At 61.1% G+C, this 23,502-nt stretch carries 20 protein-coding genes; 4 read left to right on the top strand and 16 right to left on the bottom strand.

All coding sequences use genetic code 11. The features are described 5' to 3' along the window. Nucleotides 1–69: 69 nt before the first annotated feature. Together RX395_RS04295 and RX395_RS04300 are read left to right on the top strand one after the other, a co-directional pair. The gene (locus tag RX395_RS04295; RefSeq protein ID WP_316365717.1) at nucleotides 70–3,114 is read left to right on the top strand and encodes an insulinase family protein; all 3,045 of its coding nucleotides are present in this window, start codon (nucleotides 70–72) and stop codon (nucleotides 3,112–3,114) included. Nucleotides 3,115–3,480: 366 nt separating this feature from the next. Continuing rightward, nucleotides 3,481–4,077, top strand: coding sequence for a 5-formyltetrahydrofolate cyclo-ligase (locus tag RX395_RS04300; protein ID WP_316365719.1), 597 nt, complete (start codon nucleotides 3,481–3,483; stop codon nucleotides 4,075–4,077). 23 nt (nucleotides 4,078–4,100) lie between these two features. Here RX395_RS04300 and metA read toward each other — a convergent pair whose 3' ends face one another. Further along, entirely contained in the window at nucleotides 4,101–5,027 is a 927-nt protein-coding gene (gene metA, locus RX395_RS04305) for a homoserine O-acetyltransferase MetA (protein ID WP_316365721.1), read from the bottom strand. 211 nt (nucleotides 5,028–5,238) lie between these two features. Here metA and RX395_RS04310 point away from each other — a divergent pair, with 211 nt between their 5' ends. Next, a complete protein-coding gene (locus tag RX395_RS04310; protein WP_316365723.1) occupies nucleotides 5,239–6,216 on the top strand; it encodes an L-lactate dehydrogenase in 978 nt (325 codons plus the stop codon). Between the two features lie 131 nt (nucleotides 6,217–6,347). Here RX395_RS04310 and RX395_RS04315 read toward each other — a convergent pair whose 3' ends face one another. The 12 genes from RX395_RS04315 to RX395_RS04370 all read right to left on the bottom strand — a co-directional run bounded on the left by RX395_RS04315 (nucleotide 6,348) and on the right by RX395_RS04370 (nucleotide 19,884). Continuing rightward, nucleotides 6,348–7,316, bottom strand: a complete 969-nt coding sequence (locus tag RX395_RS04315; protein ID WP_316365725.1) for an SIS domain-containing protein — start codon at nucleotides 7,314–7,316, stop codon at nucleotides 6,348–6,350. Nucleotides 7,317–7,460: 144 nt separating this feature from the next. Then, nucleotides 7,461–8,216 (bottom strand): GntR family transcriptional regulator, encoded by a 756-nt coding sequence (locus RX395_RS04320; protein WP_316365727.1) that lies wholly within the window; start codon nucleotides 8,214–8,216, stop codon nucleotides 7,461–7,463. A 2-nt stretch (nucleotides 8,217–8,218) separates the two neighbouring features. Beyond that, nucleotides 8,219–10,198 carry a RecQ family ATP-dependent DNA helicase gene (locus tag RX395_RS04325; protein ID WP_316365728.1) on the bottom strand — a complete coding sequence of 660 codons (1,980 nt, stop codon included), beginning with the start codon at nucleotides 10,196–10,198 and terminating at the stop codon, nucleotides 8,219–8,221. 328 nt (nucleotides 10,199–10,526) lie between these two features. Beyond that, nucleotides 10,527–11,246, bottom strand: a complete 720-nt coding sequence (locus tag RX395_RS04330; protein WP_055310102.1) for a GntR family transcriptional regulator — start codon at nucleotides 11,244–11,246, stop codon at nucleotides 10,527–10,529. 219 nt (nucleotides 11,247–11,465) lie between these two features. Then, nucleotides 11,466–12,473: a YitT family protein gene (locus RX395_RS04335; RefSeq protein WP_316365730.1), complete on the bottom strand. Its 1,008-nt coding sequence runs from the start codon at nucleotides 12,471–12,473 to the stop codon at nucleotides 11,466–11,468. A 354-nt stretch (nucleotides 12,474–12,827) separates the two neighbouring features. Beyond that, entirely contained in the window at nucleotides 12,828–13,457 is a 630-nt protein-coding gene (locus tag RX395_RS04340) for an HAD family hydrolase (protein ID WP_316365732.1), read from the bottom strand. Nucleotides 13,458–13,613: 156 nt separating this feature from the next. Continuing rightward, nucleotides 13,614–14,597, bottom strand: coding sequence for an SIS domain-containing protein (locus RX395_RS04345; RefSeq protein WP_230317570.1), 984 nt, complete (start codon nucleotides 14,595–14,597; stop codon nucleotides 13,614–13,616). A gap of 196 nt (nucleotides 14,598–14,793) precedes the next feature. Beyond that, a complete protein-coding gene (locus RX395_RS04350; RefSeq protein WP_035136780.1) occupies nucleotides 14,794–15,627 on the bottom strand; it encodes a PTS system mannose/fructose/sorbose family transporter subunit IID in 834 nt (277 codons plus the stop codon). Nucleotides 15,628–15,640: 13 nt separating this feature from the next. Next, a complete protein-coding gene (locus tag RX395_RS04355) occupies nucleotides 15,641–16,435 on the bottom strand; it encodes a PTS mannose/fructose/sorbose/N-acetylgalactosamine transporter subunit IIC (RefSeq protein WP_006235136.1) in 795 nt (264 codons plus the stop codon). Nucleotides 16,436–16,471: 36 nt separating this feature from the next. After that, nucleotides 16,472–17,395 (bottom strand): PTS mannose/fructose/sorbose transporter subunit IIAB, encoded by a 924-nt coding sequence (locus tag RX395_RS04360; RefSeq protein WP_195445098.1) that lies wholly within the window; start codon nucleotides 17,393–17,395, stop codon nucleotides 16,472–16,474. A 182-nt stretch (nucleotides 17,396–17,577) separates the two neighbouring features. Continuing rightward, entirely contained in the window at nucleotides 17,578–18,660 is a 1,083-nt protein-coding gene (locus RX395_RS04365) for a DMT family transporter (protein WP_022095163.1), read from the bottom strand. A gap of 231 nt (nucleotides 18,661–18,891) precedes the next feature. Next, nucleotides 18,892–19,884: an SIS domain-containing protein gene (locus tag RX395_RS04370; RefSeq protein WP_006235139.1), complete on the bottom strand. Its 993-nt coding sequence runs from the start codon at nucleotides 19,882–19,884 to the stop codon at nucleotides 18,892–18,894. A 205-nt stretch (nucleotides 19,885–20,089) separates the two neighbouring features. Here RX395_RS04370 and RX395_RS04375 point away from each other — a divergent pair, with 205 nt between their 5' ends. Beyond that, nucleotides 20,090–20,812 (top strand): GntR family transcriptional regulator, encoded by a 723-nt coding sequence (locus tag RX395_RS04375; protein WP_271739884.1) that lies wholly within the window; start codon nucleotides 20,090–20,092, stop codon nucleotides 20,810–20,812. Nucleotides 20,813–20,833: 21 nt separating this feature from the next. Here RX395_RS04375 and RX395_RS04380 read toward each other — a convergent pair whose 3' ends face one another. From RX395_RS04380 to RX395_RS04390, 3 genes are all read right to left on the bottom strand, one after another. Then, the gene (locus RX395_RS04380; protein WP_316365738.1) at nucleotides 20,834–21,424 is read right to left on the bottom strand and encodes a GNAT family N-acetyltransferase; all 591 of its coding nucleotides are present in this window, start codon (nucleotides 21,422–21,424) and stop codon (nucleotides 20,834–20,836) included. 78 nt (nucleotides 21,425–21,502) lie between these two features. Next, nucleotides 21,503–22,528 (bottom strand): threonine aldolase family protein, encoded by a 1,026-nt coding sequence (locus RX395_RS04385; protein WP_316365741.1) that lies wholly within the window; start codon nucleotides 22,526–22,528, stop codon nucleotides 21,503–21,505. A gap of 12 nt (nucleotides 22,529–22,540) precedes the next feature. Further along, nucleotides 22,541–23,437 carry a phosphatase PAP2 family protein gene (locus RX395_RS04390; protein ID WP_316365744.1) on the bottom strand — a complete coding sequence of 299 codons (897 nt, stop codon included), beginning with the start codon at nucleotides 23,435–23,437 and terminating at the stop codon, nucleotides 22,541–22,543. Between the last annotated feature and the right edge of the window lie 65 nt (nucleotides 23,438–23,502).

Raw genomic sequence — 23,502 nt, forward strand, 5'->3', positions numbered from 1 at the left:
CCCCATATGGGTATACTCTCGAGGATTCGACTCGATTCGCCCCCGCTGGGGCGTCAAAGGAGACTGCATATGTCCACCACCTCAACCGACCCGCGCGCCGCAGCCGCCGCGCTGCTGGTGCCCGACGCCACCTGCCATGGCTTTACCGTCGAGCGCTGCGAGACCGTGCCCGAGCTCGACTCGGACGCTTACGTGCTGCGCCACACTGCCTCGGGCGCTCGCCTGCTGTACCTGGCGTGCGACGACGAAAACAAGGCCTTTGCCATTGGCTTTAAGACGCCTCCGGCCGATTCCACCGGCGTGTTCCATATTCTTGAGCACTCGGTGCTGTGCGGATCGGCCAAGTTTCCCGTCAAGGAGCCGTTTGTCGACCTGATCAAGAGTTCCATGCAGACGTTCCTCAACGCCATGACCTACCCCGACAAGACCATCTACCCCGTTGCCACCACCAACGAGCAGGATCTGTACAACCTGATGGACGTGTATCTGGACGCGGTGTTCAACCCGGCCATCTATACCAAACCCACCATTTTTGAGCAGGAGGGCTGGCACTACGAGCTGGACCTGCCGGAGGGCGTCGAGGGCGAGGGCGGTGACAGCTTCGCGAGCCTGCGCGAGGGCACGCTGCGCTATAACGGCGTGGTGTTCAACGAGATGAAGGGCGCGCTGTCCGACCCCATGAGTGTGCTGGACGATGCCGTCAACGCCGCGCTCTATCCCGACACCGCCTATGCGCACGAGAGCGGCGGCGACCCGCGCGCGATTCCCGCGCTCACCTACGAGCAGTTCCTGGACACGCACGCGCGCCACTACAATTCTTCCAACTCCTACATCACGCTCTACGGCGACCTGGACGTGGACCGTGCACTGGCCTTTTTGGACGAACGTTATCTGTCGCAGCCGAGTGCCGCGAGCCGCCGCATGGACGCTGCCGTTGCCGCCGGCGAGGACCCGTCCACGCTGGCGCCCAATCCGCTGGACGTGCAGGCGCCCGTGACCTGCGAGTACAAGCGCATCGAGATGGCCACCACGCCCGAGAACGCCCTGGTAGGCCTGGGCCTGGTGCTGGGCAGCGCGCTCGACCGCAAGCGCACGATCGCGGCGGATATCCTGTTCGAGGCACTGCTGGGTTCCAACGAGGCACCAGTTAAGAAGGCCATTCTGGCCGCCGGCCTGGGCGGCAACGTGGTGAGCTACACCGCGGCCGAGAGCCTGCAGCCCTACGAGCTCATCATGCTGCAAAACGCGCAGCCCGGCATAGCGCGCGAGCTGCGTCGCGTGTTCCAGGACGCCTGCCGCGACCTGTGCGAGCACGGCGTTCCGCGCGAGCGCCTGGAGGCTATCATCAGCAGCAACGAGTACGACCTGCGCCAGCGCGACTACGGCATCGCCGACGGCGTGGCCATTGCGTGCGACGCGCTGAGCACGTGGCTCTACGATGACGACGCCGCGACGCTGGCGCTCAAGTACGGCCCGGTGTACGAGGAGCTGCGCGGCGACCTGGACGGCAGCTACTTTGAGGACCTGCTGCGCGAGCTGGTGCTGCAGAACGATCACATGGCGTTGGTCGAGCTGGTGCCGGTGGACGCCGCCGAGGGTTCGGAGGGTGCCGAGGCCGCCGAGCTGGCAGCCAAGCGCGATGCCATGACCGATGCCGAGCTGGCCGACGTGGTCGAGCGCACGGCCGCGCTGCGTGGCGTGCAGGAGGCAGAAGACACGCCCGAGGCCAAGGCCACGCTGCCGCGCCTGCGCGTGTCCGACATTGGCGAGGCGCGCCCCGAGCCGCCGCTGGTCGTAGACACGACCGCGCCCATCCCCTGCCTGCGCCACGGCATCCCCACCAACCGTTTGGCCTACGCCATGCAGTATTTCGACCTGAGCTGCATCGCGTTTGAGGACCTGCCCTATGTGACGCTGCTCTGCCGCCTGCTTAAGCAGCTGCCCACGCGCGAACACTCGGCCGAGGAACTCGACAACTTGCTCGCTGGCAAGCTCGGCTTTTTAAGCTTTACGACCGAAGTCATGACGCAGCCCGAAGTGGACGGCGTGCGCCCCTACCTGCTGGTGAGCGCCGGCGCCCTGTCCGAGAAGATCGATGCGCTGGCGAGCCTGCCGCGCGAGGTATGGTCGAACACGCTTTTGGCAGATGCCGACGCCGACCGCGTGCGCGACGTGCTCACGCAGATTCGCATTGGGCTTGAGCAGGGCTTTATCAACAACGGCCACTCGGCGGCGCTCGGTCGCGCGATGAGCTACAGCTCGCCTTCGGCCGTGGTGCGCGAGCAGCTTTCGGGCGTGGATTTCTACCTGTTCCTGCGCGATCTGCTCGAGCACTTTGACGAGCGCGTGGACGGGCTGCGTACCAAGCTTGCCGAGCTGGCGGAGCGCATCTTTGTGGCCGATGGCTGCATGGCGAGCTTTACCGGCAGCGACGAGGACTTTGACGCGTACTGGGATGCCGCGGGCGACCTGGGGCTGGACGCTGGCGGTGGCGCTGATGCCGGCCGCGACGCGCTCGTGGTGCCGACGCCGCGCGACCGCCACGAGGCTTTTGTCATCCCCAGCGACATCTGCTTTGCGGCGAGCGCATGCGATCCGCGTCGCCTGGGCATTGACGTGACAGGCGCTTGGGCCGTGGCTGCCAACGCGCTCTCCTACGATTACCTGTGGAACGAGATCCGCGTGAAGGGCGGCGCGTACGGCTGCGGATTCCGCGCGGCAGGCGAGCGTCAGGCGGCGTTCTACACCTACCGCGACCCGGCGATCGATCCTTCGATTGAGCGCGTGGCGCGCGCAGGCGAATGGCTCGGCAGCTTTGAGCCCGACGAGGCCGCCTTTGAGGGCTTTATCGTGAGCTGCGTGAGCGGCATGGACGCGCCGGTGAAGCCGTACGCGCTCACCAAGCGCCGCAACACGACCTACCTGGCCGGGCTCGATCCGCATGCGCGCGAGGAGCGCCGCGCCCAGATGCTCGCCGCCACGCCCGGTGAGCTTCGCTCGCTCGGCGCCAACGTAACGCGCATCGCAGCCGAGTCACCCACCTGCGTCTTTGGCGGCCGCGACGTCATCGCCAAGAGCAACGCCGGCTTCAACGTCATCGACCTGCTGGGCTAACGCACAAAGGTAGATTTTTGGGACATGCCCGGAAATCTACCTTTTTCTGCGGCTTGGGCGAGGCGGCGCAGCCCACCGCGGCGGTTTGTCTCGATCTGTAACATCTAGACGGCAATATCGGCTCCAGATGTTACAGATCGAGACGTTCCCGAACGGCACCAGCTCTTTGTCTCAATCTGTAACATCTAAGTCCAATTTTGCCGAGTTACTGTTACAGATCGAGACAAACCGCCGCAGACACCCATCACAGCACAGACCACCACGAAGGTGCATGTATCCCCTTCGTGGTTGTTTTGCTGTTTGCCCAGATAAAACCTGCCAAAATAAACCTGTCCCTTTTTGGCAGGTTTGCTAAAGGAGGTTGGGATGGACAAGGCTAAATTGCGGCGAGCGGTGATTGCCCGGCGCGATGCGATTGATTTGGATGTGCGGGCGGCGAAGTCTGCCGTTATCTGTGCGCGGCTTGTTGAGCGACTGGGTCGCTCGGATCCCGCGGCACCGCACACCGTTGCCGTCTATGCCGCGATGGGTTCCGAAGTCAATCCCGCCGCGTTTGCCGCGGCGGCCGCCAAACGCGACTGGCGCGTGGCCTATCCGTGCATGCTCTCGGCAGCCGAAGCCACAGCTTGTGGCCAGCGCATGTGCATGCGGGCAGTTGCTGTCGACGATGCGTCCGCGGCTCCGTTTATCGCCCACCCCACGCGGGCCTTCACAGCCATGGACATCGACAGCGACCGCTTCCCTATCGTGCCTGCCGATGTTCTCGACATGATTATCGTGCCGCTCGTGGCCTTCGACCAAACCGGCGCGCGCCTGGGCTACGGCGGCGGTTGCTACGACCGCTACCTGCCCACGCTTTCGGCCACATGTCAGATCATCGGCATCGCCTTTGACGAACAGCGCGTCGGCCACGTTCCCACCGACGCCCACGACCTGCCGCTGCCCCACATCGTCAGCGCCTAACGGCTGGCGCACCTCCCGACGGCCTAGTGCTCCTCGCCGGCGCGGGCCAGGTCGTAGGGCGTGGTCTGGTAGACGTAGTAGTTGAGCCAGTTGGTGTAGAGCAACTGAGCCTGGCTGCGCCAGACGTTGCGCGGCTCGGCGGTGGGATCGTCGCCCGGGAAGTAATGCGCCGGCACCCGAGGGTTGAGCCCGCGCTTAACGTCGCGCTCGTACTCCAGACGCAACGTGTCGGTATCGTACTCGGGGTGACCAAATACAAAGAAGCGACGGCTGTCGGTCGACTTGACGATGTACAGGCCCACCTCGTCGGACACGGCCACGACCTCAAGCTGCGGCTCGGCCTCCACGTCCTCGCGGCGCACATCGGTGTTGCGCGAATGCACGGCATAGAAACGGTCGTCAAAGCCGCGGACCAGCGGGCTTTGCGGCTTCACCAGATAATGCTCGAACACGCCACTCGCCTTTGCCGGCAGGTCGTACTTCTGGATACCGTAATGATGGTAGAGCCCCGCCTGCGCGCCCCAACAAATGTGCAGCGTAGAGTGCACGTGCGTGGTGGACCAATCCATGATCTGGCAGAGCTCGGGCCAGTAGTCGACCTCTTCGAACGGCATCTGCTCCACCGGCGCGCCCGTGATGATCAGGCCGTCGTAGTGGATGTCGCGGATGTCGTCGAACGTGCGGTAGAACGTCTCCAGGTGGCCGGCGCTCACGTGCGTGGCCTCGTGCGTTTTGGTACGCAGCAGATCCACCTCCACCTGCAGCGGCGTGTTGGAGAGCTTGCGCATGATCTGCGTCTCGGTGGCGATCTTGGTGGGCATGAGGTTGAGGATGAGCACGCGCAGCGGACGAATGTCCTGGTGCAGCGCGCGGTACTCGGTCATGACAAAGATGTTCTCGCTCTCGAGCTGCGCGGCGGCAGGGAGGGCGTCGGGGATGCGAATGGGCATGGATGCTCCTTACGAGTCAGTTGCAACTATGGTACAACGACCGGCGCCATCCGCGCGAGCACATCGCCCAGCGATGCCGTCAGCAGCCCAAATCACTCCAAAAGTAGAGATTAAGGCATGTCCCAAAAATCTACGGCGCTTTAGCCTAGCAAAGTAGTAGCAGGACGCTACAATGGTTCGGCGCGAAAAACTCGGCCGAAAGGATACGTATATGTACCAGACGCGTAAGATCGGTGTGGTCGGCCAGGGCCACGTAGGAGCACATGTCGCCAACAGCCTGCTCATGCAGGGCATTGCCGATGAGCTGTACCTGTGCGATATCAACGAGGCCAAGGTGACGTCCGAGGTCCAGGACCTGCGCGACTCCCTTTCATTTGTCCCGTACAACACCAAGATCGTCAACTGCTACGACCACTACGAGGAGCTGGCCTGCTGCGACGTCATCGTCAACGCCGCCGGCAAGGTCGCGCTGGCCGCCGGCAACCGCGACGGCGAACTGTTCTTTACCACCGACGCCGCCCGCACCTTTGCCAAGCGCATCGTCGACGCCGGCTTTGACGGCATCTTCGTGAGCATCTCCAACCCCTGCGACGTCGTGTGCACCGAGCTGTGGCACCTGACCGGCTACGATCCCAAGAAGATCATCGGCTCGGGCTGCGGCCTGGACTCCGCCCGCCTGCGCACCGAGATCTCCAAGAAGGTCGGCGTGAGCCCCAAGTCCATCGACGCCTACATGATCGGCGAGCACGGCTTTAGCCAGCTTGCTGCCTTTAAGGCCGCAACCATCGCCGGCAAAAACCTCAACGAGCTTCAGGCCGAGAACCCCGACAAGTACGCCTTCGACCACATGGAGGTCGAGGAGCTTGCACGCAAGGGCGGCTATGTGACCTACCAGGGCAAGCAGTGCACCGAGTACGCCGTTGCCAACTCCGCCGCGCGCGTCTGCGCCGCCGTGCTGCACAACGAGCACGCCGTGCTTTCGGCCTCTACGCTTATGACCGGCCAGTATGGCGAGGAGGGCATCTTTACCTCCCTGCCGTGCGTGATCGGCGCCGAGGGCGTCGAGGAGGTCTACACGCTCGACCTGTCCGAGCACGAGCTCGAGGGCTTCCACAAGAGCTGCCAGCACATCCGCGACAACATCGCCCAGCTCGACTGGTGGGATGCCGAGGCCTACGACGCCAAGTAAGCCGCTGGCTGCCGCAACCTTGCGAATCTATGCGCGATACTAAGCGGGCCGCGCCGGAAACCCACCGGCGCGGCCCGCTTTTTACGCACGCTGTTCGCTTGCGAATCGAAGGTGAATGCTTTTCCCGTTACCTAGTACTGCTCGATGCCCATGTAGCGACGAACCTCGGGGCTGTGGTCGAACACCTTTCCGCGGGCGGCGCGCAGCTCGCAGCTCATGTTGTAGAAGAAGATCGGCTCCAGGTACGAACGCACGCTGGCGGGTACCTCGCCCACGCCGTACTCGAGTGCATCGAGCACCATGACCGTATCGGTGTGCGTGTTGAGGAACGCCAGCGCGCGCTCCTCCATGGGGCGGCACTCGCCCGATCCGAGCTGTACAAAGTAGAACACGCCGGGCTCGGTAGCCTCGAACGGGCCGTGGAAGTACTCGCCGGAGTGGATGTAGCAGCAGTGCTGCCACTGCATCTCCATGAGCGAGCAGATGGCCATGGCGTAGGTCTGGCTAAAGTTGGGGCCGGACCCCAGAATATAGAAGAACTCGTGCTGCTGGCAGAGCTCGGCAAAACGGGCACCCAGCTCGGCGTTGACCTTCTCGCGCGCGGCGGGCAGCAGCGCGTCCATCTGCTTAAGACCCTCGTACATGTCGGCGAGTGCCTCGTAGCCTTCCTGCTGGTCGAGCAGCTCGGCGGCGATCAGAGCGCCGATACCCTGAGGCACCTCGGCCTGCGGCACGCCCTCGCCCCAGGGGTAGACCCAGGTGGTCCACTTGCCGTTGTCGATCTTGGAGCCCTCGCAGTCGGTGAGGGCAACGACCTCGGCGCCGGCAGCCAGCGCCATCTCGCAGCCGTCGACGACCTCTTGCGTGTTGCCGCTGTGGCTGCAGGCAATAACGAGCGACTTCTCGCCAAGGCTCTTGGGGGCCATCAGGCAAAACTCGCGTGCCGTGTAGACCGTCGAGGTAAACGTGGTGGCCTCGCGCTTGAGCAGCTCGTTGGCCGGCATCAGGTCAATCATCGAACCGCCACAAGCAATCCAAAAGACATTCTCAATCTTACCCTTGCGCTCGATGATTTCCTGAACCAGATCATGTGCATTCATCCTGATGTTCCTCCTTGTGTGGCGGTTTTGAACGACGACAGCTTGTACCTGCGGTCGTTCTATGTTGTCCTATTTATAGCACGCACGACGACGCTCGTGAAGTCATTTCACCAAACTTGTTCTATGTTGTTCTATCTATGGACGTTAGATGTCGAAAACGTAGCGCGAGCCCACGATCTTTTGGCGTCCGAGCAGCAAGGGCCGATCGTCCGCATCGGTAAAGTACGCCTCCATATAGAAGAGCGGCTCGCCGACCGGCACCTCCAACAGCGGGGCCGCCTGAGCATCGGCGAGCGCGATCTCCACGGTGCAAGGGTCGGACTTGAGCGGTGCGCGGCCTGAATGCTCGGCAACGAGCGCAAAGATCGAGTTATCGGCGAGGTCCTTATCGGCAAGCGTCTGCAGATAAGGATGGTCAGCCAGCACAAAGGCGTTGTTCTCGAGCATGACGGGCACGCCGTCGGCCGTGCGTACGCGCTCGACCACGATAAGCTCGCAGCCGGGCTCCACGCCAAAGAACGCCGCATCCTCGCGCGTCGCCGCTACCACCGTGCGCGACACCAGACGTGCACCCGACACCATGTCGTTGGCAGCGCAACCCTCGGTAAAGCTCTGAACATCGCCCTTCTGGACAATCTTGCGCTTGAGCTTGGGTGCACACACAAACGTGCCTCTCCCCTGCTGGCGGTTGAGGTAGCCCGCGCGCGATAGTTCCTCGATGGCACGGCGCACGGTGACGCGACCCACGCCGTAGGACTTCGCGAGCTCCATCTCGGAAGGAATGCGCGAGCCGGCTGCGTACACGCCGCGCGCGATCTCGCCCTTTAGGTCGTCCATAACCTGCTGGTACAGTGGCACAGCGGACACCTCAGTGCGCTCGGTTTTATCATCGGATGCCATCGTTATGCTCCATTCCGTGCATGCTCGGACTCAAACTCTTCAATCGCCGCCATAAACTGCTCGCCAAAGGCGTCGGCCTTTTTCTCGCCGATGCCGTTGACCTGGATAAGCTCGTCGCGCGTCTGTGGGCGTAGGCGGCACAGGCCGCGCAGGGCCTTGTCGGAAAAGACCATGTACGGCGCCATCTCCAGCTCGGTCGAGATCTCCTTGCGCAGGGCACGCAGGCGCTCGAACAGCTCGGCATCGTCGCCAACACGCGGGCGCTGATCCAGCTCGGCCTCCTCGCGCAGCAGATCGACGGCGCGGCGGGCGCGGGCCGAGGCCTTGCGCTTGGACGCGCGACGCTTAACGGTAAAGGCGAACGCCTCATCCTCGACCTCGACGGCACGCGAACCCAGCCCCACGACCGGGTACTGCCCCTGCGAGGTGGCCAGATAACCGCGGCCGCACAGCTGACCGATGATGTCCTTGATGCGCCCGACCGATTCGCTCGACAGCTCACCGTAGCCGCGGTCCTCGTCCAGATGCATCTGGCGAATGCGCTCGGTGTTGCCGCCGTGGAGCACATCGGCGATGAGCGACTTGCCAAAGCGCATAGGACGCGTGGCCACATAGCGCACAGCGGCGCGGGCCATATCGGTGACGTCCTCGACCTCGAACTGCGTGAGGCAGTTGCTGCAGTTGCCGCAGCTCTCGACGTCGTCCGTGGCGGTGCCGCCCGTACTGGCCGCGGCATGCTCGGCCGCGGCCTCGTCGCCAAAGTAGCGCAGCATGTATTCGCGCAGGCAGCCGGTGGTATTGCAGTAGCCCTCCATCTGGCTGAGCAGACGATATCGATTCTGGAGCGCCCACGCGCGCTGCTCGTCGTCGAGCGCCTCATCGGCAGCATCGCCGCGGTCGATCAAAAAGCGACGCATGCGAAAATCGTTACCGTTCCACAGCAGATGGCAGCTGGCCGGGTCGCCATCGCGGCCGGCTCGACCCGCCTCCTGGTAGTAGGCCTCGATGCTCTCGGGCACGTTGTTGTGGATCACGTAGCGCACGTTGGGCTTGTCGATGCCCATACCAAAGGCGTTGGTGGCAACCATCACCTGAATGTCGTCGTCGATAAAGGCGCGCTGGCTTTGGCGGCGGGCGTCGTTGCCCATGCCGGCATGGTAGCGGCCAACGCGAATGCCGCTGGGGCCCAGTGCCTCGGCAAGCTCCGCGGCCAGCGCGTCGACCGTCTTGCGGGTCGAGCAATACACGATGCCGCTCTCGCTCGAATGCGCGATCACGTAGTCACGCACCCACACGGCCTTGGCCTTGTCGCCCATCTCCTCGCAGCCAAAGTAGAGGTTCTTGCGATCGAAGCCCGTCACCACCGTCGCGGGGTTTTGCAGGCCGAGCATCTGCTGGATATCCGCGCGCACGCGCTCGGTCGCCGTAGCGGTAAACGCCGCCACGATGGGGCGCTGCGGCAGGGAATCGATGAACTCACGAATCTGCAGATAGGCGGGGCGGAAATCCTGGCCCCATTGGCTCACGCAGTGGGCCTCGTCAATGGCCACGAGCGGCACGCCAATGCCGCCGTCCGCCGCGGCTTCCTGCGCAAAGGCCAAAAAACGCGGCTCGAGCAAGCGCTCGGGCGCCACGTACATAAGCTGGTAGCGGCCCTCGCGCGCCCGCTTGAGCACGGTGTTTTGCTGGGCCGGAGTAAGGCTGGAGTTGAGATAGCTGGGTCGCGCACCCGCCGCGAGCAACGCACGGGCCTGGTCCTCCATAAGCGACAGCAGCGGACTCACCACAAAGGTGATGCCGGGCAGCATGAGCGCGGGCACCTGGTAGCAAATGGACTTGCCGGCGCCCGTGGGCATAACACCCAGCGCATCACGACCGGCAAGGATCGCATCGACCATGCGGTCCTGTCCCGGGCGAAACGAGGTGTAGCCAAAATAGGCGCCGAGCGTGTCGAGCGCCATCTGCTGCATGCTATCGGTCATGGTTTCCTAACGTTCAAGTCATCTGCCGCCGATTATACGCCGCCACGCGGACAGCAGCACACGGCCGCCGCCCAGACTAGTCGTTTAAGAACGCCCCCAACGGCTAAGGAGTGTCCCCAGGTGCCGGCAGAAAAGGAACGTCCCCAAGTGCCGGCCCGGCAACGCCGATGTTTTGGCGCGGACAGCGAAAGCCCGCCAGAGCGAGCAAGGTGCCTTGAAACGAGGCGGCATTGACCTTCTGGTCATGCCGCCGAAGTTGAAAGGCAGATTGCCGCTCTGGCGGGCTTGCAGCGTCAACTGGTTACGCGGGTTGGTAAACCCGCGTAACTTACATGACCATAACGTAGCGCGATCCCACGTAGTACTGCTTACCCATCAGGACCGGCTCGCCATTGGGGCCCGTGAAGCCGGCACGCAGGTTGAGCAGCGGATCGTGCGGAGCAATGCCCAGCTCGGCCGCCTGCTCGGTATTGGCACGAACGGCCTCGACCGTGCGGTAGCCAACCGAGACAATCGGCGTTCCGCCAACACGCTCGACCTCGGCAAAAATCGACTTGTCCTCAAGATCGGCCGTCAACAGCTCGCGGTAGGCATCAAACGGCACAAAGATGTTCTCCTCAAAGATGGGCTCGCCGTCGGCCGTACGCACGCGCTTGATATGCAGCAGCAGCGCATCCTTCTGCAGGCCAAAGAACTCCATCTCGTTTTGGCGCGCCGGAACGATCTGGCGATCGATCACGTGCGCACCGGCCTTCATGCCGTTGCCGGCACACAGCGCGGTAAACGTCTGCAGCGTCGAGGCGTGAAACTGACGGTTGATGTGCGGCGTGGAGACAAAGGTGCCACGGCCCTGCTGCTTAACCAGGTAGCCATCGGAGCACAGCTCCTCGACAGCGCGGCGCACCGTAATGCGGCTCACGTCGTACTGCTCGGCTAGCTCAAGCTCGGACGGAATACGTTCCTTGGGTGCATAAACACCTTTCTCGATCGCATCCTTGATTTCGTCGTAAATCTGCTGGTAAAGCGGTGCATTTTTGGGCGCAGGCATATCTAATCACTCTTATCGAAATATCGAAATAACTAATACGTATATAACGTCTAGTTTCATATTACCTCATAATGATAAAACGATACACCCTCCCTACCAAAAAGCGACAGCTTCATTTTGGTAGGTTTTATCTGGGCAAACGAGAGCCTCTCGAAAGCAACGGGGCTTTCGGGGGGCTCGTTCGGATGGGTTGCGCAGGACCGGCAAAATGCCAATACCCTACTTGCCGTCGTCCTGCTGCAGGCTGTCCTGTTCGCTGAGGCGCGCCTGCCTGCTGGCCATGCGTGCGGGCTTGTCGGGATCGGGAACGGCCGTGGGCATGGGCTCGTCGACATGACCACCCCACCAGCCGCCCACAAAGTTGAGCGTGTGGAACACATTGATCACGGCGCCGGGATCAACGTCGCACACCAGCTTGATAATGTCCTGACTCTCGTAGGTCGAGACAACGGTGTTCAGCAGGTACATCTTTTCGCGGCTATATCCGCCGACGACCTCGGCGCAGCTAATGCCGTGCTGAAAATGGTTTACGTAGGCAGTCATGACCTCGTCTGCCTTACGCGTCGTGATCTGCAGCGTCACGCGATCGTAGCGACGATAGAAACTGTCGATGGTCTTGGTCGAAATAAACTGGAACACGATGGAATACGCCGCCTTTTCCCAGCCAAACATAAAGCCAAAGATCGCCAGGATAAAGCAGTTGAAACCAAAGATGACGCCCCAGATGGTCTTGCCCGTGTGGTTGGAAACCCACAGCGCGATAAAGTCGGTGCCGCCGGTGGATGCGCCGGATTTAAGTGCGATGGCAGCGCCCAGACCCGAGACCACGCCGCCAAAAATGATGAGCATGATCTTGTCGCCCAAAAATGGAGCGAAGTGAAAGACGTTGAGGAACAGCGACGAGAGCACGACCTGCATCATCGAGAAGATGACGAAGCGCTTGCTAATGCCGCTCCAGCATAGGAGCGCCACGGGGATGTTGAGCGCGAGCATACCGAGCGAAATATCGATGTGAACGCCACCCAGCGAGGTAACGCGATCGAGCAGGACCGCAACGCCGGTAAGACCGCTCGGAAGCAGGTCGGCGGGCTGAATGAACGCCTGGATCAGGAATGTCTGGAGAACGGCGGAAATCGTGACCGCCACGGCAGTAATGGCGCGGCGGACGATGGTAAGGCGGCCGAGCACGAGCACGCGGTCCGTGAGCTGATCGATGGCGTTCGCCACGCGGGCTCCTTTCGAAGGCAAATCTGGTTGTGAGGCATGTCGGCGATTGTAGCACGGAACATGCGGGGGCGCTTCAATTCACCCTCCCTCGACAACCAAAGCGGGACCAGCAACCCCACGACCAAAGGCCCAAATAACAAGTGAGTAGACTTTACGCGACCTGCAGAGCACACCCAAAACCGCCACCCCTGTGACCTGCGGTTTTACTAGAGCAGATGCGCTTTGTGCTCGTCTTGCACCAAAAAGTCTACTCACTTAGTCCGAATCGAAGCCAAACGGATCAAAATCGAAACCAAATTGAGCCAGTCCACCGCAAAAAACGTTTGAACCCGTGCTTCTCGCGGCGGATTGACACTACAAAGCGGCCAAAATGTCGGTCAGATTATCAATAACGGCATCGGCTCGCGATTGATCGAGGTTGACGCCCTCGTGCGGACGCAGTGCCAGGACGCGGGCGCCGGAACGTTTGCCAGCCTCGATCCCCAAAGGCGAATCCTCGATAACCAGGCACTCGGCAGGCTCCACCCCCAGCGCCTCCATGGCACGCAGGTAGATCTCGGGGTCGGGCTTAAACGCACTGCACTCGTGACCGCTGATGGTGTAGTCCAGCACATCGGCGATACCGGCAATCTCTACCAGCTCGTCAATGAGCTCACGATAAGACGAGCTCGCGATGGCACACTTCACGCCGCGCTCGTGCAGTGCGCGCATCACCGGCTCCGTCTGCTCGTTGAGCAGCTCGGCATACGGAACGGGGTGGTCCGGGCTGTAGACCTGCTTGTACTCCACGCGAAGGCGCTCGCGCAGCTCAACATCGTCGGGCACCAGCACCTCCCAAATGGCCGGCTCGTTAGACCCCGAAAGATCGGGGATCTCGTCAAAGTGGAACCCCTTCTCCTCCATAAACGCCACGCGACGACGGTTGTAGAACCACTCGGTATCGACCAGCACTCCGTCCATGTCAAACAGCACTGCCTTGATCATATGCATCTCCTCCCACCTGCCAAAAAGGGACAGGTTTATTTTGGTAGGTTTTATCTGGGGCTTTATGACGCGACAGACACGCCCCCAAAGCAAAAAGGGGACGGGGCGCAAACCCCATCCCCTCTCAATCAACCCGTAAGGTCTACTTACTTGTGATTAGTAGGAAAGCTTCCACATGTAGCGACGCATGGTCAGCGGGTGCTGACGGGCCTCGGCGATCTGGTTGCCGTACTCGCGCATAACGGCGAGGTGCAGCAGCGGGTTGAAGTAGGTGACGACGCTCGCGGGCACGGCGTCAGCCAGGCCGTAATCCTTGGAGTCGATCAGAGCGACCTTGGCGCCCATGCGCTCAAGGAAGGTGAGGGCGCGGGCGTCCATCGGACGGGTAGCGCCATCGGACATGAAGAAGACGTAGGGCTTACCCTCGGTGGAAACCTCGAACGGGCCGTGGAAGTACTCGCCGGTGTTGTAGGCGGCGGCGTCGATCCACTGCATCTCGGTGAACAGGAAGGCGGCGTGAGAGTAAGCCATCTTCTCGGAGGCACCAGAGGCCATGAAGTAAATCATCTTGTCGTCCTTGAAGTCCTCAGCGAACTTCTTGGCGAGCTTCTTGCAGTGCTGAGCGGCGTTCTCGCAGAGCTCGAAGACGTTGGTAAGGCCGGTGATCATGTCCTCGTAGTGGTCATAGCCCTCGGTCTGCTGAAGGATCTCGACAGCAAGAGCGATGGCGTAGCCGGGCTTCTCGCACTTGGCAGCGAAGTTGGCGTGGAAGCCGTGAACGATGACGTAGTCAGCGTCGACGGTCAGAGCGGAGCCAGCCTTGTTGGTGAGGGAGACGACCGGGCAGTTGTGCTTCTTGGCGGTCTTGTTGGCCTCGACGGTCTCGGGCGTGGAGCCACCGAGGGAGCAGGTGATCACGAAGGTGTGCTCGTTGACCCAGGAGGGCGTGTCGTAGTTGAACTCGTTAGCGGTGAAGATCTGAACGTTCAGCTTGTCCGTGTTGTTAGCCAGGAAGTACTTGGCGGGGTAAAGGTCGGACATGGAAGCACCGCAGCCGACGAAGGCGACGCTGTGAATCTCGTGGTTGGACAGGACGTCAGCGACGATCTGCTTAGGGAGGTTAAGGTCGATCTCGTACATCTGACACATTCCTTTCGATTTTTGCGACGCCACATTGCCGGGCGCTCGCAGGGTTACCGTGGTTTGGACCGAGTCGCCGGCCCGTTGAGGATGTGACAAAGGGACTGCCCTTTGTCACGTATAGGGATGGAAGCCTGCCTGGGGTATGGGATGCCAGGCAGGCCCCCGGGGAAAGCGGTTAGGCGCTTAGTCGCGACTAGGCCAGGATGCCGGCCGCGGAGAGGGCAATGCCGCCCACGATGGCGATCACGAGAAGCCAACCGGTGTTGACGTTCTTCTTGATGAGCCAGTACATAAGGCCGGTGAGGCCAAGGGAGATCATCTGGGGCATCATGCCGTCTAGGATGTCCTGGATAACGACGGTACCCTCAGCGAACTGCAGCGGGGTGGTAGCGCCGATCAGCGTAGCGATCATGCCGCCCACGGACATAAGACCCACGATGCCGCAGACATACATGAGCTTCTCCATGAGGTCGCCGCCCTGAAGCTTGCTCAGGTACTCGTGGCCGCCCTGATAGCCCATCTTGGCTGCGAACCAAGTGATCAGCACAGAGGGGACGATGGAGATGAGCATGGCCAGGATCGGGCCCATGATGGAGCCCTGCTGAGCCAGCTGAACGCCCAGGCCAAAGGCGATAACGCGGATGGTGCCCTGGAAGAAGGAGTCACCGATACCGGAAAGCGGACCCATGAGGGAGGTCTTAACCGCGTTGATCGAATCGGGATCGAAGTTCTCGGGATCCTTGGCGTACTCCTCCTCCATGGAGGCGGAGAGGCCCAGAATGAAAGCGCTCGTCTGCGGGGTGCAGTTGTAGAACGCCATGTGACGGTGGTAAGCCTCTTTCTTAGCAGCGAGCTGCTTGGGGTCGGACTCATCCGGATAGAGGCGATCGAGCGTGGGAACCATGCCGTAGAGGAAGCCCATGTTCATCTGACGCTCGTAGTTCCAAGAGGCCTGGATGGCCCAGGAGCGCCAGAAGAACTGGCTGACCTTCTTGTTCAGGGACACGTCCTTGGTTGCGGTTGCCATAGTGTGTTCCTCCTTAGTCTTCGTCGTCTTCGAGCGGATCGTAGTCGGAATCGACACCGGCGGCTGCATGGGAACCGTTGAACTTGAAGCCCATGAAGACGACAGCCAGGCACACACCGATCAGAGCGACCGCGATGACGGACAGGTTGAGGTAAGCGGCGAGCAGGAAACCGATGAACAGGAACGGAGTCATACCCTTCTTGATCATCATGGTGAGCAGCAGGGCCAAGCCGTAGGCGGTCATGATCTTGGTCGAAACGTTAAGACCAGTGGACAGCCACTCGGGAACCATGTTGACGATGGCCTGAACCAGGTCGGTGCCAACAAAGACGGCGAGGAAGATCGGCAGGAAGTACATGACGGCGTACAGACCGGAGCCGGCGCAGATGTGCATGCGGTAGGCGGTCTTGAACTTTCCGTTATCGATCGCGCTATCTGCCACATGGGTGAGGGCGGCGATGATGGAACGGAACACGATGCCGAGGAGCTGACCCAGGACGGCGACCGGGATGGCGATCGTCATGGCGGTCTCGGCGGAAGCATCGGTCAGGCACGCAAAGGCAGCGGCCACGATGCCGCCCAGGACCATATCGGGCGGAACGGCGGCGCCGACCTGCACCAGGCCCATGGACACGAGCTCGACGGCGGCACCGACGGCAAGGCCGGTGGGCACATCGCCCAGCAGCAGACCGACGAGCGTAGCGCCAACGAGGGGCTGCTCGAAGTTAAGACGACCGAGCAGGCGGGAGTCCCACATGCAGAACACGCCGACGAGGCCGACGAGCACCGCACTGATGAACGTATTCATACCCTTCTCCTTTCAGTCAGGCAAAAGCCTGGTTGATTACAGCTTGGCGTCGATGTCGACGCTCTGATACGTAGGGGTCTGCTGGACGTAGAGCTTGATGCCCATGTCGAGCAGTTGGTTGACGTCGGCCTTCTGGTTGGCGTCGAGGAAGACGGAGCTGTCCTTGCCGCCGACCTGATCGGCACCGTCGTGGTTGGCGGTGGCGCCCAGGTTGATGGCGTCGAGCTTGTAGCCCTGGCAGAACTGCAGCATCTCGGCAGTGTTGCCAAAGACGAACATGACGCGCTCGCCGAGGGTGTTGAGCTTGTCCATCTTGGCGAGGGCACGCTCGACGGTGAAGACGTTCAGGCGCACGCCCTGGGGCTTGGCCAGCTTAAGAGCGCCCTTCTTGATGTCATCGTTGGCGGCGGCGTTGTCGACGACGATGATGCGCTCGGCCTGAACCTTGGTGGTCCAGGTAAAGACGACCTGGCCGTGCAGCAGACGGTAGTCAAGACGTGCGAGGACGATCTTGGCGGGACCGGAGCTGTGACGGGACGCCTTGGCCTTCTTGGCGGGAGCCGCGGCAGCCTCGACCGGTGCGTTGGGGTTGGTCAGACCGGTGCGGGCCTCGTTGATGAGGGCTGCGAGCTCGGCACCCTTGACGGGGACGGGGCTCATAGCGAGCGTGAGCGCCAGCGGGATGTTGAAACCGCTGACAACCGTGAACTTCGTGCCGTTCTTGGAAAGCTCGACCATGTTGTTGTTGACCGAGCTGCCGAGCATATCGGTCAGAACATAGACGGTGTCGTCCGCGTTGAACGTGGCGATCATAGCCTCAACCTTATTGGTGATGGGCTCCTTGTCGTCACGAGCAAGCGACACGACGTGGACGTTCGACACGTCGCCGAGAACCATCTCGAGCGTGTCTTTGGCGCCTGCGGCCAGGCCGCCATGAGATGCGAGAATGATCTGATTCATCTTGCCTCCTCCTTTTCGTTATGGTCATTATAACGTCTTATACGTTGCTTATATTGCTAATTAGTATAAAGACCGTTCGCGGGTGAAAATCGACCGTTGACGGGTTTAACGTACTCGAAACGTTGGGCTGGGTAGGCCGGCGCTAGCTGGATAACCCCAGGTCAGACCCTGCGCGCAATCCCCTATCGCACGAAGTACCAGGGGCTTTCCTGTACGGTGGGTTCCAGCGCAATGCCGGTGCGTTCTTTAAACAGATCCATGTCCTGAGATTTTTCGGTCCACCACGCGTTGGGCTTAAAGGTCATGCTCTCAATGACATGACCGACAAACACACTGTTGCGCAGCTTGGAGAAGTCGGTGTTCATAATCAGGATGGACGCGAGCACCAACACGATGCCCAGGACTTTAATCGCGCCGGCGGGCTCGGCGTAGACACCAATGCCCACCAGTACGGTGACGACCGTCTCGAAAGACATTACGACGGGAACTTTCGATGTCTCGAGCCCCATGGACAGACCCTGCATATATAAGATGTAAGCAACGGCTGTGGGGATGAGTCCAAAGCCAAGGAACAGCAGCAGCAGCTGTGGCGACATTGCCGCGGCGACATCCGGCCACGGAGCCGCGATAGCTGCCATAACCGCACCGCCAAAAACAAAGCCCCAAAACGTGACAGCCAGCGGGTGGACCGTCTTGGTTGCTATTCGGCTAAACACCGCGAGCGACGCACCACAAAGGCCTGCAATCACGCCCGACGTGACGCCCCAAACCGAAAAATGAAAACCGGAAAGGTCGCCATTGGTCACTGCAAGCACGCAGCCTACGATGTTAAAGACAATGGCAACGAGCTTGTTGGGGGTCACGTCCTCGCGATAAAGCACGCGGCCGAGCATGACGCCAAACACCGGCGAGGTGTAGAGCAGCACCGAGGCCGTGGACATGCCCACCTCGCCCATGCACTCGTAATAACAGGTGTTGGCGGCGGCCAAACCGACGATGCCGACAAGCGCACAGGGAACAAGCTCTTTAGGGCTTGCCTTGAACAGGGCCAGCGGACCCTGAGCCACGGTAGACCCCTCACCCGGACGGCAGCCCATAAACATCAGGACCGGCGCCAAGATAAGCGCTCCGACCAACAAGCGAAAGGCAGCCATGCTCTGGGACGAAACGCCCATGGCCGAGATGCCGTTTACAAAGATTCCGATGCTGCCCCACATAAGCGCGGCGATCAGCACCAGCACATAGCCCAGATTGCTCTTCTTCAACGCAGCCTCCTCGGTATTGTTTCCAATATGTTTCGTACTACGTTATAGTCGTTATATACATTTTTCAAGACACAAATCGGCGAGCGGATAAGTGATCCGTTTTCCTCCGCCCCCAGCGGATTACTGGGCGGTTGCGGTGAAATAGTTCCTAAATAGAGGCTTCAAGCCCTCAAACAGGAACTATTCCACCGCAACTTATGAGGACATCGAGCTGTTAGGCCGCTCTATCCCCTAGTAGTCCAGCTTCCACATGTAGCGGCGCGTCATGTAGTCCTTGTGGGTGACGGCAGAGAGCGCACGCATGTACACGTTGTTGAGGATCGGGGCAAAGATCAGGTGGTTGAAGTACTCGCTCACGCTGTCCTTGATGTCGTTGAGGCCGAGCTCCTTGGCGTCGAGCTGATAGACGCGCTCGCCACCGTACTGGTTGACGAAGCGGATACCGCGCTCGTCGTTGCAGCGGCTGCGGCCGACGCTGATGAGCTGGAACAGCGAGGTGCGCTTGTCCAGGATCTCGAAGGGGCCGTGGAAGAAGTCACAGGTGTTGATGGTGCAGGAGTCGATCTGCAGCATCTCCTGCACGTTGCAGATGCTAAAGACGTAGGCGGCACCAAAGAGCGGACCCTGAGCCATCACGTTGATGCAGGGCTTGTCGGCGTTTTGCTCGGCCCACTTGGCGGCGAGCGGACGGGTGTACTCGACGGCCTTGCGATAGATGGGGTCAACCAGGTCGAAGGCGGCCATAGCGGTCTCATACTCGGCATAGCCCTCGGTCTGCTGCGTAAGCTCCATGGCGATCATGGTCACGACGGCGGAGTTGGTACGGCCCATGCAAGACTCGTCGACGGCCAGGCTGTCATACTGAATCTTGTAGTCGCAGACCTCGGTGAGGCCGGACTCGTCGACATAGATGGCGATGGTGCTGGCGCCGTGGTCCTTGGCGACCTGGGCGGCGACGATGGTCTCCTTGGTGCCGCGCATGGACACGACGACGGCCAGGGTGTTCTCGTTAACGTAGGCAGGAGTTGCGTGCACGAACTCATTGCTGGTGTAGCTGGAGCTCACGACCTGCGTGGCCTCGTGCTCCATAAAGTACTGGGCAGGATAGTTGCCGCCGTTGGATCCGCCGGCGCCAATCCACACGACGCGCTTGATGCCGCCCTTGTCTGCCTTGTCGGCCAAAACCTGGGAGACGACGTCCTTAACCTGTTCCTGAGTAGTCATCGTGCATCAGCCTTTCTTCTCGTTTGATGCTCTCGATGACATACAAGTTACATACATATTTTGGTTATGTCGACTAGTTGTATGCTATATTTGTCTTAGAAAATTTGCTAATACGGTTTTCGATAACTTGCTACCAGCGGTTTTGTTGTTGTATTGAATACATGCTTGATTAGATACGCATACAGGTTAGATACAGGTTGATCGCATGAACGCTTCATCTAAAAAGAGACTGACCCAATACGAGCGCTTGGCGGGCATGCTGCGCGACCGCATCGCCTCCGGCACCTACGCACGCGGAGACAAGCTGCCGTCCGAGATGGAACTCATGGACGAATCGGGGCTGTCGCGCAGCACCGTACGCCACGCCCTTAAGGTGCTCGTTGATGAGGGCCTGGTGCGCACCGAGCGCGGGCGTGGCGCCTTTGTGGCCGACACGCCGGCGCTCCACGAGAACAACCTGGTGTTTTCGAGCTACACGACACAGGTCCAGGGCCAGGGTATGAAGCCCACCACGCGCACGGTGGACTCGGGCTTTGCCAAGGCCGCGGGCAATGCGGCCAAGTTCTTCGATGTCGCCGTGGGCAGCAAGCTCGTCAAACTTGTCCGACTGCGTTATCTGGACGATGCGCCGCTGTGCCTGGAGACCACCTATCTACCACCGAGCTTTGAAGCACTCATCGATCGCGATATCAACGGTTCGCTCTACGCCACGCTGCGCCAGGAATTCCATCGCGCGCCGGCACAGGGGCACAAGACCTTTGAGGTGTGCTATGCCTCGCAAAACGAGGCGTTTTTGCTCAACGTCGAGCGCGGGCAGGCGCTGATCCTGATCACCGACTACGTCTACGACACCGACGGCCGACCGCTCCATGTCTCCAAGCGCATCCAGCGCACCGACCGTGCCAAATACACCGAGCCCATCGGCTAACCTGCCAAAATAAACCTGCCCCTAAATGGTAGGTTTGGGGAGGTCGGGGAACCAGATTGGTTTTGGTTGGTTGGGTGTGCGCTCGGCAAGGACCAGCTCCATCCAGCACATGTCGTACCAGCGGCCGAACTTTTGGGCGCAGCGGTCGAAGGCACCCACCAGGCGATACCCCATATGGGCATGGAAATCCTGACTGTTATGCGTCAGATACTCGTCGTCCTTGTCGTGCGGCACGGCGATGAGCGCGCACATGTTGGTGATGCCCATCGCAATCAGGCATTGCTTGAGCGCGTCGTGCAGCTTGCGGCCCAGCCCGCCGTGGCGCACATCGCGCGCCAGGTAGATCGATGTCTCGACCGACCAGTCGTATGCCTCGCGGCTGTTGAGCGGACTCACATAGGCATAACCTACCGGACGCCCGTCCAGCTCCATCACCAGATACGGATAGCGCTTGAGCGTACGCTCGATGCGCCCGGCGAACTCCTCAACGCTCGGCACCTCGTATTCGCAGGTAATCGCCGTCTGGCGCACATACGGCTCATAGATGGCAAGCAACGCCGGCGCATCATCGGGCGTCGCCAGACGAATCGTCGGCTCGAACATCTCGGTCATACAACCCTTCTCCCTCAAAAACAAAGGCCGCCTTGCGCCAAACCCAAGCGCAAGGCGGCCCCTCGTCATTACATCAGGCTACAGGACAGCCGCCAACGCGTCGATATCCTCCTGCGTCGTGGCCCAGCTAGTGCAAAAGCGCACCACCGTGTGGGTCTCGTCGTACTTTTCCCAGTACTCGATCGAGGCGTGCTCGCGAATGCGCGCCATGTCCTCGTTGGGCAGAATCACAAACTGCTGGTTTGTGGGCGTCTCCAAAAAGAACTGGTAGCCGCGCTCGTGCAGTACACGACGCAGCGCCTGAGCCGTCTCGATCGCCTGTCGACCAATCTCAAAATACAAGCCATCGGTAAAGAGTGCCTCAAACTGCACGCCCGTCAGGCGGCCCTTGGCCAACAGCGCGCCGTGCTGCTTAATGCGCGGAATGGGATGTGCCGGAGCGTGCATGCCGCAGAACACCGCAGCCTCGCCGCAGAGCGCGCCGCACTTGGTGCCGCCGATGTAGAACACGTCACACAGCTGCGCCAGCTCGGGCAGGGTAATGTCGCACTCATCGGCCGCCAGTGCATAGGCCAGGCGGGCGCCATCCACAAACAGCGGAATCTCGCGCTTCTGGCACACCGCGTAAATCGCCGCGAGCTCGGCCTTGGAGTACAGCGTGCCGTACTCAGTCGATAGGCTCACGTACACGGCGCCCGGAAACACCGTGTGCTCGTAGCTCTCGTTTTCGTAGAACACCTGGATATAGTTCTCGAGGTCCTCGGCGTGCATCTTGCCCTCGTAGCCGGGGATGGTGAGCACCTTGTGGCCGCCAAACTCAATGGCGCCCGCCTCGTGGCAGGCGACGTGGCCGGTCTCGGCAGCAACGACGCCCTCGTACGGCGCGAGCAGCATGTCGATCACCGTGGCGTTAGCCTGCGTGCCGCCCACCAGGAAAAACACGTCGGCGTCAGGCGCCTGACAGGCCTCGCGAATAAGTTGCTTGGCACGCTCGGTGTGCGCATCGGTACCGTAGCCGGGCTGCGGCTCCATGTTGGTATCGACGAGCGCCTGCAGCACTGCCGGATGTGCACCGTGGGAATAGTCGTTGTTAAACGCGAGCATGGCAATCCTCTCTTACCGGGTATCGGTCAGATGATTCAAACGGAGCCATTGTACGCCGCTGGGATAGGCAATGCGCGCGGCAAGGCACTCAAGTGCCAGTACCAGGGCAAAACCGCAGCTCACGTCACTCAAAAAGTGCGCTCCGATCACGATGCGGCCAAACGCGACGAGTGCCGCGACCACAGCCGCCGTCCAAAAGACCACGCGGCGGCGCGACGGTTTTTCCTTAAAGGCCGCCGCGGGAAGCCCGGCGAGCATAAGGCCGATCGCCGCGTGCGCCGTGTGCCCACTCGCAAACGACTTAAAGCCGTCCTTGATTACACCGGCGGCGATATAAGTCCACTTGTCGGGGTTGCCGATCACCCACCACGGCTGAAACTCGAGCCCCTGCGTCACCTCGATCACGCGCATGCGCGGACGCGACCACAGCGGTTTGACGATCACGTTGAGGATAATGGCCTGAACGACCCACACGGCAAGCACCATCAACGACCAGCGCGTGAGCTCATCGGGCTCGGTCGTGCGCGTGAGACAATAGACGATAAGGTTGGCGACGATGGCCAGCACAAACGTCAGCACCAACTGAGCCGCGATGAGTTTGCCGCCAACCCTCAGGGACGAAACGATCTCGTAGCCGGTCAGGCCAACGTTGACGAGGATGCCGAGCACGGCGAGCCATTTGCTCGCCTTGGAATCGGAGCGCGCCGAGCGCACGAGCATAACGCCTGCGACGCTCGTCGTCAGCTCGAACGGCAGCTCGCCGGCGGCCTCGATAAAGCGGCCGTACATGCTGGACGAGTTGAACAGCATGCTCGAGATTTGGTAATCGAAAAAGGTGCCCACGCCCAGGCAGAGGGCAAGGATGACCGCGATAGCAGCAGCGTCTTTCTTATAGATGTACCCGAACATGCTTTCCTTTCGGTCGGGCGAAGGGTCGACCCGCAACATGGTGGGGCAAAGATAGCTTTGTCCCA

Origin of the sequence: Collinsella aerofaciens (assembly GCF_032584215.1) — a bacterium.
In the GTDB taxonomy this organism is placed as follows: Bacteria; Actinomycetota; Coriobacteriia; order Coriobacteriales; family Coriobacteriaceae; genus Collinsella.

Coding starts and splice junctions, on each gene's coding strand:
- RX395_RS04295 (WP_316365717.1), top strand. CDS start 70: ATGTCCACCACCTCAACCGACCCGCGCGCCGCAGCCGCCGCGCTGCTG.
- RX395_RS04300 (WP_316365719.1), top strand. CDS start 3,481: ATGGACAAGGCTAAATTGCGGCGAGCGGTGATTGCCCGGCGCGATGCG.
- metA (WP_316365721.1), bottom strand. CDS start 5,027: ATGCCCATTCGCATCCCCGACGCCCTCCCTGCCGCCGCGCAGCTCGAG.
- RX395_RS04310 (WP_316365723.1), top strand. CDS start 5,239: ATGTACCAGACGCGTAAGATCGGTGTGGTCGGCCAGGGCCACGTAGGA.
- RX395_RS04315 (WP_316365725.1), bottom strand. CDS start 7,316: ATGAATGCACATGATCTGGTTCAGGAAATCATCGAGCGCAAGGGTAAG.
- RX395_RS04320 (WP_316365727.1), bottom strand. CDS start 8,216: ATGGCATCCGATGATAAAACCGAGCGCACTGAGGTGTCCGCTGTGCCA.
- RX395_RS04325 (WP_316365728.1), bottom strand. CDS start 10,198: ATGACCGATAGCATGCAGCAGATGGCGCTCGACACGCTCGGCGCCTAT.
- RX395_RS04330 (WP_055310102.1), bottom strand. CDS start 11,246: ATGCCTGCGCCCAAAAATGCACCGCTTTACCAGCAGATTTACGACGAA.
- RX395_RS04340 (WP_316365732.1), bottom strand. CDS start 13,457: ATGATCAAGGCAGTGCTGTTTGACATGGACGGAGTGCTGGTCGATACC.
- RX395_RS04345 (WP_230317570.1), bottom strand. CDS start 14,597: ATGTACGAGATCGACCTTAACCTCCCTAAGCAGATCGTCGCTGACGTC.
- RX395_RS04350 (WP_035136780.1), bottom strand. CDS start 15,627: ATGGCAACCGCAACCAAGGACGTGTCCCTGAACAAGAAGGTCAGCCAG.
- RX395_RS04355 (WP_006235136.1), bottom strand. CDS start 16,435: ATGAATACGTTCATCAGTGCGGTGCTCGTCGGCCTCGTCGGCGTGTTC.
- RX395_RS04360 (WP_195445098.1), bottom strand. CDS start 17,395: ATGAATCAGATCATTCTCGCATCTCATGGCGGCCTGGCCGCAGGCGCC.
- RX395_RS04370 (WP_006235139.1), bottom strand. CDS start 19,884: ATGACTACTCAGGAACAGGTTAAGGACGTCGTCTCCCAGGTTTTGGCC.
- RX395_RS04375 (WP_271739884.1), top strand. CDS start 20,090: ATGAACGCTTCATCTAAAAAGAGACTGACCCAATACGAGCGCTTGGCG.
- RX395_RS04380 (WP_316365738.1), bottom strand. CDS start 21,424: ATGACCGAGATGTTCGAGCCGACGATTCGTCTGGCGACGCCCGATGAT.
- RX395_RS04385 (WP_316365741.1), bottom strand. CDS start 22,528: ATGCTCGCGTTTAACAACGACTATTCCCACGGTGCACATCCGGCAGTG.
- RX395_RS04390 (WP_316365744.1), bottom strand. CDS start 23,437: ATGTTCGGGTACATCTATAAGAAAGACGCTGCTGCTATCGCGGTCATC.